This window comes from Bradyrhizobium lablabi (genome assembly GCF_001440475.1).
Taxonomy (GTDB): Bacteria; Pseudomonadota; Alphaproteobacteria; order Rhizobiales; family Xanthobacteraceae; genus Bradyrhizobium; species Bradyrhizobium lablabi.
This window is the reverse complement of record NZ_LLYB01000042.1, coordinates 22,068-36,052: the sequence shown is the minus strand read 5'-3', so window position 1 is coordinate 36,052 and position 13,985 is coordinate 22,068. Positions and strand designations below refer to the sequence as shown.

17 protein-coding genes are annotated in these 13,985 nt (G+C 63.2%); 8 read left to right on the top strand and 9 right to left on the bottom strand.

The genetic code is table 11. The annotated features are described in order from the left end of the window. Positions 1–11 precede the first annotated feature (11 nt). Complete coding sequence (locus tag CQ14_RS04715) at positions 12–377, bottom strand: response regulator (RefSeq protein ID WP_027538546.1); 366 nt, start codon at positions 375–377, stop codon at positions 12–14. Positions 378–607: 230 nt separating this feature from the next. On the opposite strand from CQ14_RS04715, the gene CQ14_RS04710 reads away from it, so the two are divergent. Beyond that, on the top strand, positions 608–907 hold the full coding sequence (locus CQ14_RS04710; RefSeq protein WP_057856767.1) for a DUF3572 domain-containing protein: 300 nt from the start codon (positions 608–610) through the stop codon (positions 905–907). After that, the gene (locus tag CQ14_RS04705; protein WP_057856766.1) at positions 904–2,208 is read left to right on the top strand and encodes a DNA polymerase IV; all 1,305 of its coding nucleotides are present in this window, start codon (positions 904–906) and stop codon (positions 2,206–2,208) included. The genes CQ14_RS04710 and CQ14_RS04705 overlap by 4 nt, the downstream gene beginning before the upstream one ends. A 144-nt stretch (positions 2,209–2,352) precedes the next feature. Here CQ14_RS04705 and CQ14_RS04700 read toward each other — a convergent pair whose 3' ends face one another. After that, a complete protein-coding gene (locus tag CQ14_RS04700; protein ID WP_057856765.1) occupies positions 2,353–2,754 on the bottom strand; it encodes a RidA family protein in 402 nt (133 codons plus the stop codon). A gap of 197 nt (positions 2,755–2,951) precedes the next feature. Here CQ14_RS04700 and CQ14_RS04695 point away from each other — a divergent pair, with 197 nt between their 5' ends. Beyond that, a complete protein-coding gene (locus CQ14_RS04695) occupies positions 2,952–3,302 on the top strand; it encodes a hypothetical protein (RefSeq protein WP_156434681.1) in 351 nt (116 codons plus the stop codon). A gap of 10 nt (positions 3,303–3,312) precedes the next feature. On the opposite strand, the gene CQ14_RS04690 is transcribed toward CQ14_RS04695, so the two are convergent. From CQ14_RS04690 to pdhA, 6 genes are all read right to left on the bottom strand, one after another. Further along, positions 3,313–3,606: a GYD domain-containing protein gene (locus CQ14_RS04690; RefSeq protein WP_057856763.1), complete on the bottom strand. Its 294-nt coding sequence runs from the start codon at positions 3,604–3,606 to the stop codon at positions 3,313–3,315. A 128-nt stretch (positions 3,607–3,734) separates the two neighbouring features. Further along, positions 3,735–4,499, bottom strand: a complete 765-nt coding sequence (locus tag CQ14_RS04685) for a slipin family protein (RefSeq protein ID WP_057856762.1) — start codon at positions 4,497–4,499, stop codon at positions 3,735–3,737. Then, positions 4,499–5,902: an NfeD family protein gene (locus tag CQ14_RS04680; protein WP_057856761.1), complete on the bottom strand. Its 1,404-nt coding sequence runs from the start codon at positions 5,900–5,902 to the stop codon at positions 4,499–4,501. The genes CQ14_RS04685 and CQ14_RS04680 overlap by 1 nt, the downstream gene beginning before the upstream one ends. Before the next feature lie 85 nt (positions 5,903–5,987). Next, positions 5,988–7,088: a dihydrolipoamide acetyltransferase family protein gene (locus CQ14_RS04675; RefSeq protein WP_057856760.1), complete on the bottom strand. Its 1,101-nt coding sequence runs from the start codon at positions 7,086–7,088 to the stop codon at positions 5,988–5,990. A 19-nt stretch (positions 7,089–7,107) separates the two neighbouring features. Then, positions 7,108–8,088 (bottom strand): alpha-ketoacid dehydrogenase subunit beta, encoded by a 981-nt coding sequence (locus CQ14_RS04670; RefSeq protein ID WP_057856791.1) that lies wholly within the window; start codon positions 8,086–8,088, stop codon positions 7,108–7,110. After that, positions 8,081–9,166, bottom strand: coding sequence for a pyruvate dehydrogenase (acetyl-transferring) E1 component subunit alpha (pdhA, locus tag CQ14_RS04665; RefSeq protein ID WP_057856790.1), 1,086 nt, complete (start codon positions 9,164–9,166; stop codon positions 8,081–8,083). The genes CQ14_RS04670 and pdhA overlap by 8 nt, the downstream gene beginning before the upstream one ends. Positions 9,167–9,248: 82 nt before the next feature. Between pdhA and CQ14_RS04660 the strand changes: the two genes are divergently transcribed. Next, positions 9,249–9,569, top strand: coding sequence for a hypothetical protein (locus CQ14_RS04660; RefSeq protein ID WP_245320189.1), 321 nt, complete (start codon positions 9,249–9,251; stop codon positions 9,567–9,569). A gap of 75 nt (positions 9,570–9,644) precedes the next feature. On the opposite strand, the gene CQ14_RS04655 is transcribed toward CQ14_RS04660, so the two are convergent. Continuing rightward, positions 9,645–10,511 (bottom strand): cell envelope integrity EipB family protein, encoded by an 867-nt coding sequence (locus CQ14_RS04655; protein WP_057856759.1) that lies wholly within the window; start codon positions 10,509–10,511, stop codon positions 9,645–9,647. Between the two features lie 254 nt (positions 10,512–10,765). Between CQ14_RS04655 and CQ14_RS04650 the strand changes: the two genes are divergently transcribed. The 4 genes from CQ14_RS04650 (at position 10,766) to CQ14_RS04635 (ending at position 13,903) form a co-directional block, all read left to right on the top strand. Further along, positions 10,766–11,233 (top strand): RidA family protein, encoded by a 468-nt coding sequence (locus CQ14_RS04650; RefSeq protein ID WP_057856758.1) that lies wholly within the window; start codon positions 10,766–10,768, stop codon positions 11,231–11,233. Between the two features lie 15 nt (positions 11,234–11,248). Then, positions 11,249–12,001, top strand: a complete 753-nt coding sequence (locus CQ14_RS04645; protein ID WP_057856757.1) for a glycerophosphodiester phosphodiesterase family protein — start codon at positions 11,249–11,251, stop codon at positions 11,999–12,001. Positions 12,002–12,104: 103 nt separating this feature from the next. Further along, positions 12,105–13,343, top strand: coding sequence for a GNAT family N-acetyltransferase (locus CQ14_RS04640; protein ID WP_057856756.1), 1,239 nt, complete (start codon positions 12,105–12,107; stop codon positions 13,341–13,343). A 137-nt stretch (positions 13,344–13,480) separates the two neighbouring features. Continuing rightward, the gene (locus CQ14_RS04635) at positions 13,481–13,903 is read left to right on the top strand and encodes an HIT domain-containing protein (RefSeq protein WP_057856755.1); all 423 of its coding nucleotides are present in this window, start codon (positions 13,481–13,483) and stop codon (positions 13,901–13,903) included. Positions 13,904–13,985: the final 82 nt, after the last annotated feature.

The window sequence follows — 13,985 nt, the reverse complement described above, 5'->3', positions numbered from 1 at the left end:
AAAACTCACTCCTACCCGATAAAACGCCGCACGGTTTCGATAAACTTGCCGACGGAAATAGGTTTGGACAGATACGCCTCGCAGCCGCCCTCGCGGATGCGCTCTTCGTCGCCCTTCATCGCAAAGGCGGTGACCGCAACCACCGGAATAGCGCGCAGCTCCGGATCGTCCTTGATCCAGCGCGTCACTTCGAGCCCGGATACTTGCGGCAACTGGATGTCCATCAGGATCAGATCAGGACGCAACTTGCGAACGAGATCGAGCGCCTCGAAACCGTTGCTGGTCCCGGACGTCTGATAGCCATGCGCTTCCAACAGATCGCGAAAGAGCTTCATGTTGAGCTCGTTGTCCTCCACGATCAGGACGGTTTTTGCCATCCCGTCCCTCCCTCATCCCAGAACACACGTCCGGCTTTTCGACACGCCCCGCACCGCAGCCGCCCCTTGCCGAAAAGTGAATTCAAACTAGCGCCAGATTTCGCTCTAAGCCGTTAAATCGATGCGCCAAGTTTTACGAAGCGGTTTGCAAATGTTGAACGCACTCCGCAGACTCGGGCATGATGGTTCCAAAGTAGAGCCTATAAGTTAACGGAAAGGCAAATCACCTGTTGAAAAAGCCTGTTCACAACCCCCGCGAAGTGGCTGAAATCGTTGCAGTTCAGGCGCTGAGTTTCATTGCCGGCGATCCGGAGCGGCTGGGCCTGTTCCTGGCCGAAACCGGTATCGGTCCGGAGACGCTGCGCACGGCCGCCGCCGACCCGCAATTTCTGGCATCCGTGCTGGATTTTGTGCTGCGAGACGACGCCACCGTGCAGGCATTTGCGAGCGCCTCGCAACTGCATCCGACCAATATCGCCGCCGCCCGTCAGGTGCTGGGTGACCCGCACTGGGAGCGCGACGTGCCGTGAGCTCGCCGGCGCCAGCCCTTGATGGTCCGCGCGCTTTCTGCCGGGATTGCCTCGGCGACCTCGATATCAAGGTAAGGCGTTGCGGCGAGTGCGGTTCCCCGCGCCTGGTCCGCCACCATGCCCTGCCCTCGCTGACGCTGGCGCACATCGATTGCGACGCGTTCTACGCAACCGTCGAGAAGCGCGACAATCCGGAGCTTGCCGACAGACCGGTGATCATCGGCGGCGGCAAGCGCGGCGTGGTGTCGGCCGCCTGCTATGTCTCGCGAACCTATGGCGTGCGCTCGGCCATGCCGATGTTCAAGGCGCTGGAGCTGTGCCCGCAGGCGGCCGTAATCCCGCCCGACATGGCAAAATATGTCCGCGTCGGCCGCGAGGTGCGCCATGCCATGCAAACGCTGACGCCGCTGGTGGAACCGCTGTCTATCGACGAGGCGTTCCTGGACCTTGCCGGCACCCAACGCGTCCACGGCATGATTCCGGCAAAAGTGCTGGCGCGCTTTGCTCGCGACGTCGAGCGCGACATCGGCATCACGGTGTCGGTCGGCCTGTCCTGCAACAAGTTCTTGGCCAAGATCGCCTCCGATCTCGACAAGCCGCGCGGCTTCGCCGCCCTCGACCAGGTCGAGGCCCGCGAGATGCTGACGGACAAGCCGGTCGGCTTCATCTACGGTGTCGGCCCCGCGACCCAGGAAAAGCTGCTGCAGCGGGGCTTTCGCACCATTGCGGATCTGCAGCGCGCCGACGAGGTGGAGCTGATGAAGCAGTTCGGCGGCGAAGGCCGCCGGCTGTGGCGGCTGGCGCGCGGCATCGACGACCGCAGCGTGGTGCCGGACCGCGGCGCCAAGACGATATCGAGCGAAACCACGTTCGAAAACGACATCAGGGATTTCGCCACGCTGGAGCGGCTGTTGTGGCGGCTGTCCGAGAAAGTGTCGTCGCGGCTGAAAAACAGCAATCTGGCCGGATGTACCATCACGCTGAAGCTGAAGACCGCCGATTTCCGCCAGCGCACCCGCTCGCAATCGATCCAGGCGCCGACCCAGCTCGCCGCGAAGATCTTTGCGGTGTCGCGCGAAATGCTGGCGAGGGAAATCGACGGCACCGCCTTCCGCCTGATGGGCACCGGCGTCAGTGCGCTGCGCGAGGGATCGCAAGGCGACGACAGCGACATGCTCGACCGCCGCTCCGCCCATGCCGAGCGCGCAATAGATGATTTGCGCAAGAAGTTCGGCAATGCCGCGGTCATCAGGGGCATTGCGTATAAGGGACCGGCGAAGGAAGAGGACGAGGAGGAGTAGACGACTCCATCCCCGTCATTGCGAGCGCAGCAAAGCAATCCATTGCGCGGCATAACAGATGGGTGGATTGCTTCGTCGCTTCGCTCCTTGCGCAAACGCTTCGCGTTTGTCGCAGGCAATGACGGAGAGAGAAACGCAGAGCCATCAATCGACGACGGCCACGGCCTCAATCTCGATCAGCCATTCCGGGGCCGCCAGCGCCGTGACACCGACGAGCGTGCTTGCCGGCGGCTCCATGCCTTCAAAGAAGACCGAGCGCGCCTTGCCGATGATCGGACGGAGTTCCGGCTTATAGCCCACGACGAAGGTGGTGATCTTCACGATATCGGAATAACTCGCACCGGCGGATTTCAGTGCCAGGCCGATATTGTGCATCACCTGTGTCGTTTGCGCGGCGATATCCCCCTCGCCGACCACCCGCCCCTCCTCGTCGGTGGAGACCTGTCCCGCGATATAGATCGTGCGCGCGCCTGACGCGACGACGACGTGGGAATAGGCCGGATTGTGATGAAGACCGCTTGGCCGAAGTTTTTCGAGCTTGCTCATCTCTGTGCCTCCCTGACGTGCATGATTGGGCCAAAGCGTATCCGGGTCCGGCGCGCTCGACCATCCCTCAGGGCAAATACTCGCCCTGTGCGGTCTTGAACCGGCAAGGAATGATCAGATTTCTATCAGGTCTCCAACTTGGATGGGGCGCATAGGTCGGGATGCCTTCCACCGACCTTACGCAAAAGGAGCGAAAGATGGCCTTTTTGAAACGGGAGCTGCATCGACAGGTCAAGGGACCGGAAGTCACGGAACTGGATTTCTGGAACCTGGTCTTCGACACCGACACCAAGCGCTTGTACGTCGAACACGAGTGGACCTTCCTGGATTCGCGGATCCGCGGAGCTGCGGATTATCGAACCGACGTCATGGATATCGCGGCGTATCTGACGCAAGGCGGTCAAACGGCCGGCCACCGCGAACTCTGGCGGTTGCTGCGAGGGATTTTCAAGGAACAGTTCGAGCCCGAGGCGTATGATCACGAGGTACCATTCTCGGGACAGGCCCCGGCTCGGGACTTCGAGCAGCAGGCGCCAAACCGTCCTTGACGAGTAGCTGTCAGAGCATCTTCTCGACAACCTTGGTCATGTCCGCCGCCGAGAAGGCTCGCAACGACTCGGTGCGCACATTGCCCAATGCGCCAAGGCTCAGGCTAAGCGTCATGGCGGAAAATTCGTCCGGCGCATCGAGGATTGTCACGACATCATACCGTCCCTGCGTCCAGAACAGCTCCTTGACGGTCACGCCGAAGGTCTCGGCCGTCTTTTTGAAAGCCTCGGCCCGCTTCGGCGACTCCTTGGCATTGCGGATTCCCTGGTCGGTGAAGTTACCAAGCACGACATACGTTACCATCGTCGCTCTCCCTGGTTGTCGGGTGCAGCCGAACCGTACAGCCGAATGTTCGGCGGCATCGATTGATCAGCACTTCCAAGCCTTCCGTCGCAGGCATGCGAACGGCCTGTTGCCGGCAACGACCACAATCACGTCGCCTCCCTCCGCCCTCCCGTCACATGGCCGAGTAGATCCATCGGCAGCGGAAACACCACGGTCGAGGATCGCTCGCCGGCGATGTCGTGCAGCGCCGCGAAATAGCGCAACTGCATCGCCTGCGGCTCGCGCGCCAGCGTTCGGCCGGCCTCGACGAGCTTCTCGGCGGCTTGCTGCTCGCCCATTGCATTGATCACCTTGGCGCGCCGCAGCCGCTCCGCCTCGGCCTGCTTGGCAATCGCGCGCACCATGGTTTCATTGAGATCGATATCCTTGATCTCGACGGTGGTGACCTTGATGCCCCAGACGTCGGTCTGCTGGTCGAGAATTTCCTGGACGTCGGCATTGAGCCGATCCCGCTCGGCGAGCATCTCGTCCAGCTCGTGCTTGCCGAGCACCGAGCGCAGCGTGGTCTGCGCGAGCTGGCTGGTCGCGGACATGTAATCGCCGACCTTGATGATGGCGCGCTCGGGATCGATGATACGGAAGTAGAGAACGGCGTTGACCTTGACCGAGACGTTGTCGCGCGAGATTACGTCCTGGGGCGGCACGACCTGGACCATCACCCGCAGATCGACCTTCACCATCTGCTGCACCACCGGAATCAGGATAATGAATCCCGGACCTTTCACACCGGTGAAGCGCCCGAGCGTGAACACGACGCCGCGCTCGTATTCTCGCAGGATGCGAATGGCCGAGGACAGAAACAGCACCACCAGCACCGCGAGCGTCGCATAAGTCAAATAATCAAGCATCATCACGTACCTCCTTCGCCGGCGGTCAGCACCGGCCGGCGCCGTACCACGAGCGTCAAATCTTGGATGTTGGCCACCTCGACCACCTCACCGGGCTTGAAGGCTTCGGTGCCACGCGCCTGCCAGCGCTCGCCATGGGTGAAGACGTGGCCTTCGCGCTCGGACCAGTCGAGGATTTCGGCTGACAGCCCGCGCATGGCTTGCGCGCCGAGCCGCACGGGGCCTTTTTGGGCACGTCGAAGCGAGCCGAGCACAACCAGGATCATGCCGACGAAGATCGCCGCCGCGATGCCGATCACCGGCCATGACAGCCGCAATCCGGGCTCCTCGAGCTCGAACAGCATCACCGCGCCGAGCACGAATGCGATGATCCCGCCGATACCGATCACCACGGTCGGGTTGAAGACTTCGATGACCAGGAGCGTGATCCCCAACAGGATCAGGGCGAGGCCCGCATAGTTGATGGGCAGCATATTGAGCGCATAGAGGCCGAGCAGCAGGCAGATCGTGCCGATCACCCCGGGCGCGACCGCGCCGGGCGAGGAAAGTTCGAAGATCAGGCCGTAGATGCCGACCAGCATGAGAATGAAGGCGATGTTGGGATCGGTGATCACCCTTAAGAATTGCGCGATCCATCCGGGGTCGAGCGCTTCACGCGCGGCTTCGCTGGTTGCCAGACGCCGCGTATCGCCGCCCGCAACCTCGACCGCACGACCATCGATTTGCCTGAGCAGTTCGGCCTGGTCGCGTGCGACGAGATCGATGACTTTCGCCTGCAAGGCGGCATTGGCGGAAAGGCTTTCGGCTTCCCGCACCGCCTTCTCCGCCCAATCGGCGTTGCGGCCGCGCAACTCGGCGAGACTGCGGATCAAGGCGACGGCGTCGTTGGTCGCCTTCGCCGTCATGGCATCCTTTGTCTTCGGCTTCTGGTCGCTGCCTTCCTTCTTGCCCTTGTCGTCCTTGTCGGGGTTGGCGTCCGGCAGGCCCGGCAGCGGTCCGCCGATCTGCACCGGCGTCGCCGCGCCGAGATTGGTGCCCGGCGCCATGGCCGCGATATGCGTGGCGTAGAGGATATAGGTTCCGGCGCTGGCCGCATGGGCTCCGGAGGGCGCAACGTAACCGACGACGGGCACGCGCGAGGCCAGCACGTCGGCGATGATCTCGCGCATGCTGGTTGAGAGACCGCCCGGCGTATTCATGCGCAGAACAACCACCTCGGCACGGCGTTCGCTCGCTTTGGCGAGCGCGTCCTTCACGTACCGGGCCGTCGCCGGGCCGATCGCTCCGTCGACCGAGATGGTCAGCGCAAGCTTGCTGCCGTTCTCCCCCGCCCTGGCGGCAAGGGGAGAGACCAGGAGGGCAACGGCTGCAACGGCCGCAACAAGAGTCGCCTGTACGTTCTGCACAGCAAGGACTCCCTTATCGAAATGATATGGAGATATCCTCGTCGAATCTCAATATGCCCATAAGGGGCCCCGCGCACGGCAGTCTTCACGAAATCTGCTCAAGATCCGCTTTTAGTGCCACCAGGAAGCGAGCGGCTTCACCGCCCGTCACCACACGATGGTCAAAAGTAAGCGACAATGGCAGCACGCGCCGCACCGCCGGCTGGCCCCGATACGCGACCACCCCCTGGGTGATCCGGCCGGCGCCGATGATCGCCACCTGTGGCGGTACGACGATCAGGCTGGCGAAACGGCCTCCAATCATTCCGAAATTCGACAGCGTAATCGTCGCTCCTCTCAGTTCTCCTGGAGGTATCGCGCGCGCGACGGCGTCAGCGCGCATCCGGTCAAGCCCGGTTCGCAGGTCCGATACGTCCCGCTCTGCGACATTGCGCAACACGGGGACGATAAGGCCGCCCCCGGTATCGACGGCGATGCCGAGATCGATGCGATCGAACAGACGCCGTTCACCCGCGCCGGAATTGTACCAGCAATTGAGCGCAGGCTCGGCCTTGCAGGCGACAGCGATCGCGCGCACCAGCCGGATTGTTACGTCCTCACCGGTTGGCCAATCGTCGATATCGGCCTCATCGGTCACACCCGCAGGGACGATTTCAGCATGAGCCGCCGTCATGCGTTGAGCCATCGCGCGCCGTAAGCCGCGCAGGAGTTCGGCAGGTCCGCTTTGGGGCAAACTCTTGGCCGCCCGTTCCACATCCGCACGCGTGATGGTGCCGTCGGGTCCCGTGGCTTCGACGAGATCGAGATCGACGTCGAGCTTGCGGGCAAGTGCGCGCACGGCCGGAAAAACCTGCCCCTTCTCTCCGGCCGCTCGCCTGGAAAGTGTTGCTGCTGCAGCCGCTGGCTCGCCGGGGCCAAGTTCGCCGACAATCGTTCCGGTGTCCTGCTCGGGGCCTTCGGCGAACTCGACAAGCGGCGCGCCGACTTTCACCACATCGCCCTTGGCGCCGAACAAATGCAGGATGCGTCCGCTCGACGGCGACGGCACCTCGACGACGGCCTTGTCAGTCTCGACCGATACCAGCGGCTGATCGGTGACGACATGATCGCCTTCATTGACATACCAGTTCACGATCTCCGCCTCTTCGAGGCCCTCTCCCAGATCCGGCAATACGAACTGGCGCATGGGATAAGTCCGCTGGCAATCAACTGAACTGGCACGCCCGGCGCGCGGCCGTCACGATACGATCGACCGACGGCATCATATGCTGCTCGAGCCGCGCCATCGGAATGACCGTGTCGTAGCCGGTGACGCGGGCCACGGGCGCGAGCAGCGAAGTCAGGCCGCGCTCGGCGATGAGCGCGGCGATCTCGGCTCCGAATCCGCCGGTGCGCGTCGCCTCGTGCACGATGACGCAACGCCCGGTTTTTGCGACCGAGCCGAGCACCGTCGCTTCGTCGTAGGGTTTGAGCGTGGCGAGATCGATCACCTCGGCGGCGACACCCTCGGCAGCCAGCGCTTCGGCCGCCGCCATGGTTTCCTTCAGCATCGCCCCCCAGCTGATCAGCGTGACGTCGCGGCCCTGGCGCAGGACAAAGGCGACATCCAGCGGCAAGGCTTCACCGTTGTCTTCCACCTCGCCTTTCGCCGCGCGGTAGATACGCGTCGGCTCCAGAAACACCACCGGATCGGGATCACGGATCGCGGCAAGCAGCAGCCCGTACGCGCGTTCCGGCGACGAGGGAATGACAACGCGCAGGCCGGGGATATGGGCGAGCATTGCCTCGGTGCTTTCGGAATGATGCTCGGGCGCGCGAATGCCGGCGCCATGCGGCGTGCGCAGAACCATTGGACAGGTGAGCCGCCCCCGGGTGCGGTTGCGGATTCGGGAGGCATGGTTCACCAGTTGGTCGATGCAGGGATACAGAAATCCCATGAACTGGATCTCGCCGACGGGCTTCAACCCCTGCACAGCCATCCCGACGCAGAGTCCGCTGATCAGGAGTTCGGCAAGCGGCGTATCGAGCACGCGCTCGGGGCCGAAACGCGCTTGCAGCCCGACGGTCGCGCGGAAGACGCCGCCATTGATACCGACATCTTCGCCAAGCACGACGACATCAGGATCATCCTCCATCGCGCGGGCGAGCGCCAGATTGACGGCTTCGACCAACGTCATTTCAGGCATCGCCCTCTCCCGCGAGTTCGCGGCGCTGCGCGGCATAGACGCCGGGCAGATCGGCATAGAGATGTTCGAACATGGATTCAGGCCGGCGCGGCTCCGTTGCCAAATAGCGCTCGACCGCCGCCTCGACGCGCTCATGGCATTCCGCGGCAAGCTGTTCTTCTTCCGCCTTGCTCCACATCTTTTGACCGACGAGATAGCTCCTCAGGCGCGCAATCGGCTCTTCCTTCCAGCGGGCCTGGACCTCCTCGGCCGAACGATAGCGTAACGCGTCATCAGAGGTCGTATGATCGCCGAGCCGGTAGGTCACCGCCTCGATGAAGCGCGGGCCCTGACCGTCACGGGCGGCGGCGATGGCGTCTTCGGCCGCGGCGCGCATCGCCACGACATCGCTGCCGTCCACCTGCTCGCCGATGAAGCCGGCGGCGATGGCTTTCTGCGCCAATGTTTCGCAACCGGTCTGCAGCCGTAACGGGACGGAAATAGCCCATTGATTGTTGGTGGCGACGAACACGACCGGCAGCTTGTGCACCCCGGCAAAATTCATCGCCTCGTAGACGTCCCCCTTCGAGGTGGCGCCATCGCCGAACATGCAGACGGCGACGCGCGGCTGCTTGCGCAGCTTGAAGGCATAGGCAACGCCGGCGGCATGCGGCGCCTGCGATCCCACGGGAACGCAAAACGGAAAATCCTCGACCGGTCCGGAGAAGTGATTGCCCCGCTCGTCCCCTCCCCAGAACAGCAGAATTTCCTCCAGCCTGACGCCACGCCAGATCAGCGCGCCATTGTCGCGATAGGAGGGCAACAGGACATCCTCGGCACGCATCGCACTGGCTATTCCGACCGACACCGCCTCCTGGCCGAGCGAAACGGCGTAGGTCCCAAGCCGGCCCGTGCGCTGCAATGCGACAGCCTTTCGGTCAAAGTTGCGCAGCAGCATCATCGCCCGATAGAGCGCGGTGAGGAGGTCGGCATCGGAAGCGAACGCAGGGAGCGGCCGGTTGATCGAGCCGTCTGGCGCGAGGTAATTGCGGTGGCGCACCTCAAAGCGCGCGACGACCGGAAGGCCTCCGTCTGCCATTTTCTTGCTGGCCACGTCCTCGCTCCCAGAGCGATTCTGCATCCCACAATTCGTAATTGGTGCTGCGCCGGAACAATACAAGATGGATACGCCCATCCCGCATGGCCGTTGCTGCACCGCGGGCTCGCAGGGGCGCGGCCATCACCTTCATGGAAACGGCACCGCGTCAGTGCTATATCAAGGCATGGCAAATGGTCAGGTTGTCCTCGTAACAACTGAACCGTTGGGAGGCGGCGCGCCCGTTCGCTCGGTCTACTATGTGGCTGAGCAGGATCCGGCAAAGGCCGAAGCGATTATCGCAACAATGATGGCTCCGAACGAAAGGGTCGAAGCCTTGGGCCCGCTTCCGGAGCCAGCCGTCAAAGCGCTCGGGTTGAGGCCCGGCGACTTCACGCACGGATGAAATCAAGCGAGGGTTTGAGACACCCGCGCGCAGTCTCCCGACGCGGACCAGTACGACGGTGACGTCACTTGGACGTCACTTGCACGGCTTTGAATCCCTGACGTCAAACTTGCCCATCGCTCCCGCAATCACGAAATCATTGTAGTCGAGCACCAGCGCGCGGGAGACGCCGTTCTCGAACAGCTCAAACGACATCGCATAAACCGGCGTCTGCTCGCCTTCCTTGGCCTTGGCGTCGCGGTCGTAATAGCTGACGGTCACCGGCCAGCGGGTTAGTGCCTTCATCTGGTCGTTGGCGGTCGCGGGATCGGGCGTCGCGATGCTGCGGGTGCCCGGGATCGGCTGCCCGATCACCGACAGCGTATTGTAGACCTTCTCGCCATTGTCGGAGCCGTCATAGACCATCAGCTCCAGCACCGACTTGCCCTCGCGGGCGGCCGCGATGATGTGCTGGATCTGCTCGGTCGGAAACACCACCTTGCCGTCGAGCTCGAATGTCTTCGCAACCGGCTGTTTCAGCTTGACCTTGATGCGATCGCCGACCCGCTCCGCCATGCCGTCGATCGGCGCGGAGTCGGCATCGTTCATCCGGGTATCGATCTTGAAGCGATAGCTCTTGCCGCCGGCGTCCTCCCAGGAATGCGAGCGCAGATCGCTCAGCGTCAGCTTGCCCTCGCCGCTGTCGAGTTCCGACACCTGGCGGAATTCGGAAGTATAGCCCTCGCAGGCGCTGCCCGAGAAATTGTACAGAATGCGTCCGCGCGCGCCCGAGATCGCATTGGTCCCGCGCGACTTGACCAGCTTCAGTTCATACAGCGCCTGATGGGAGAGAAATGGCCCGCTTGCGCCTGCCTGCGCCGGTCCGTTTGAAAAGCCGGATACCAGGGTCGCGGCAACCGAGAACACCAACGCACGAACCGGAATCGGGAACGAGCTAGCCATGTCCACTTTTTCCTCGAGGGGAGATTCGGTTACATTAGTGATGGGTCCATTGCGTCGCAACTAGGGCGGCGTCACGAAAACGCAAGAATTGGCGGCCGAACCGCCCCGTTTTTCGATGTTTTCGGGCAGGATCCGCGCTCGGTCACGCCAGAGGACGCCGAGCTGCGGTCGCTTGCAACTAGAAGCGCGATGCGCGAAACAATGCGCGCCTGATAGAAGTCAGGCACAGTCACATCAAGCGGGGACACAAAAACATGGCGGGTACGGTCGAACAGAAGCTGGCGGCACAAGGTATCGTCCTGAACGAACCCCGCACCCCCATGGCGAACTATGTCGGCTTCGTGCGCTCAGGCAACCTGCTGTTCGTCTCCGGCCAGGTCTGCGCCGATGCGGAAGGCAAGCTGATCGCCAAGGGCAAGCTCGGCGCCGGTGTCACCATCGAGCAGGGATATGCCGCCGCCCAAGGCTGTGGCGTCAACCTGCTGGCCCAGGTCAAGGCCGCGCTCGGCGATCTCGACAAGGTGGTCCGCGTCGTCAGGCTCGGCGGCTTCATCAATTCCACGCCCGATTTCCTCGACGGGCCCAAGGTGCTCAACGGCGCCTCCGACCTGATGGTCACCGCCTTCGGCGATAAGGGCCGCCACGCCCGCACCACCGTCGGCGTCGCTTCGCTGCCCTCGGACGCCGCCGTCGAGGTCGACGCCATCTTCGAAGTGTCCTGAGCGGAGCGCTCTCTCGTGCGTGCCCCGGACTGGCTGACGGCGCGGCCGGTCGCTCATCGCGGCCTGCATGATATCGCGCGCGGCATCGTCGAGAACATGCCGGCGGCCGCGCAGGCCGCCGTCGACGGTAATTTCGCCATCGAATGCGACATCCAGCTTTCGTCCGACGGCGAAGCGATGGTGCATCATGATAACGCGCTCGGCCGCCTCACCGAGGGTTCCGGCGCGCTGCTGGGCAAGACCGCGGCCGAACTCAAGGCGGTGAAGTTCAAGGATACGCCAGAGCGGATGATGACGCTCGGCGATCTCTGCGCGCTCGTCGCCGGGCGCGTGCCGCTGGTGATCGAGGTGAAAAGCCATTTCGACGGCGACCGCCGGCTGGTGAAGCGGATGGCCGAGGTGCTCGCCGCCTATGACGGCCCCGCGGTCGGCATGTCCTTCGACCCGGACCAGGTGCTGGCGCTGCGCGAACTGATCCCTACCCGCGCCCGCGGCATCGTGGCCGAACGCGAATATACCGCCGAGGAGTGGCCGGAAGCATCAGTGGAACAGCGTCGCGGCATGACGCATCTGCGCCACGCCTTTTGGAGCCGGCCGGATTTCGTCGCCTACTGGGTCAACGAGCTGCCTGCGGCGGCGCCGTGGATCGCCCGCAACATTTTTGGGCTGCCGCTGCTCTCCTGGACGGTGCGCACGCCCGAACAGCGCCAACGGGCCGCGCGTTACGCCGATCAGATGATTTTTGAAGGGTTTCACCCGGGAACCTGATCCGCGCCATGCGGCCTTGAAGTCGTCGTTGCAATGCACGATCTTTGGGGTGGTCACCATGGGCGATGGCTGATCGCATCATGGGACCGGTCCGATTTTCTAGATGGCATCATCCGAAATCACCCTCGAAGCCGTCCCCTCCGTCAGCGACATCAAGGCTGCGGAATGGGACGCCTGCGCCAATCCGGCGGGCGATCCGAACAGCCTCGAAAATCTCGACACGCTGGCGTCGCGGGACGGCTCCTGCGCTATTTCAAAGCCGACCTATAACCCCTTCGTTTCCCATGCGTTTTTCGCCGCCGCCGAAGCCTCGGGCTCGGCCTGCGCCCGCACCGGCTGGGGCCCGCGCCATCTTTTGGCGCGGCTCGACGGCGAGATCGTCGGCGTTGTGCCCTGCTATCTGAAAAATCACTCGCAAGGCGAATATGTCTTCGACCGCGGCTGGGCCGATGCTTATGAGCGTGCGGGCGGACGCTATTACCCGAAACTGCAGGTCTCGGTGCCGTTCACGCCCGCAACCGGCCCGCGGCTATTGATCCGCGACGGTGTCGATCGTGAGCTGATCGGCTCAGCGCTGGCGCGCGGGCTGATGGCGCTGTGCAACGCGACCGGCGCCTCCTCCGTGCATGTGACCTTTGCCCGCGAGGCGGAAGCGAAATTGCTCGGCGCGCACGGTTTCCTGCAGCGAAACGACCAGCAGTTTCACTGGCACAATGAAGGCTATGGCACCTTCGATGATTTCCTGAATTCGCTGAACTCACGCCACCGCAAGTCGATCAAGCGCGAGCGCCGCGAAGCGGTGGCCGCCGGGATCACCATCCACCGGCTGACTGGAGCCGATATCACCGAAGAAGCCTGGGACGCGTTCTTCGCGTTCTACATGGAGACCGGCTCGCGCAAATGGGGCCGGCCTTACCTGACCCGCAAATTCTTCTCGCTGATCGGCGAGAGCATGAGCCGCGACGTGATGCTGGTGATGGCCAAGCGCAACGGCCGCTGGATTGCAGGCGCGATCAACTTTGTCGGCTCCGACACGCTGTTCGGCCGCAACTGGGGCGCGATCGAGCATCACCCGTTCCTGCATTTCGAAGTCTGCTACTATCAGGCGATCGATTTTGCGATCGAGCGCGGCCTGAAAATCGTCGAAGCCGGCGCGCAGGGTGAGCACAAGCTGGCGCGCGGCTACCTGCCGCAAACCACCTATTCCGCACATTTCATCGCCGACCCCGATTTACGCCGCGCGATCGCCGATTATTTGAAGCGCGAGCGCGCCTATGTGGCCGAGGTCGGGCGCGAGCTGACGGAAGCCGGCCCGTTCCGCAAGGCCGCTGACGAGGCTTGACCTGTTCGGCGAGAGCCCGGTTCTACCGGGCTCTCGTTTATTTGTTTTGACGCGTTTTCTTTACGCGAACCGGTATCCACTTCGCTCGAAAACGCTGTAGAGACGTGAAATTGAAATCAAACCTCGAGGGAAAAACCATGCCCGCCTATGACACCAACAACCCCTTTGCAAAAATCCTGCGCGGCGAGTTTCCCTGCCACAAGGTCTATGAGGACGACCACGTGCTGGCGTTCCTCGACATCATGCCGAGGTCGCCGGGCCATACGCTTGTCATCCCGAAGTCCCCTGCCCGCAACATCCTCGACATCACCCCCGACGACTACGCCCACGTCGCGCGTGCCGCCCACAAGATCGCCGCCGCCGCGATGAAGGCCTTCAAGGCCGACGGCATCACCGTGCAGCAATTCAACGAGCCCGCCGGCGGACAGGTCGTATTCCACCTGCACATGCACGTGATGCCGCGCCATGACGGCGTCGCGCTGTTGCCGCCAGCAAGCCGCAAGGAAGATGTCAAGGTTTTGGAGGACAATGCGACGAAGCTGATGGCGGCGCTGGGGTAAAACGGACAGTCTCAGCCCGTCATTGCGGGGNGGGTCGCGCGAATGCGCGCCCGATGACAGGCTCCGCGAAGCAATCCATCTC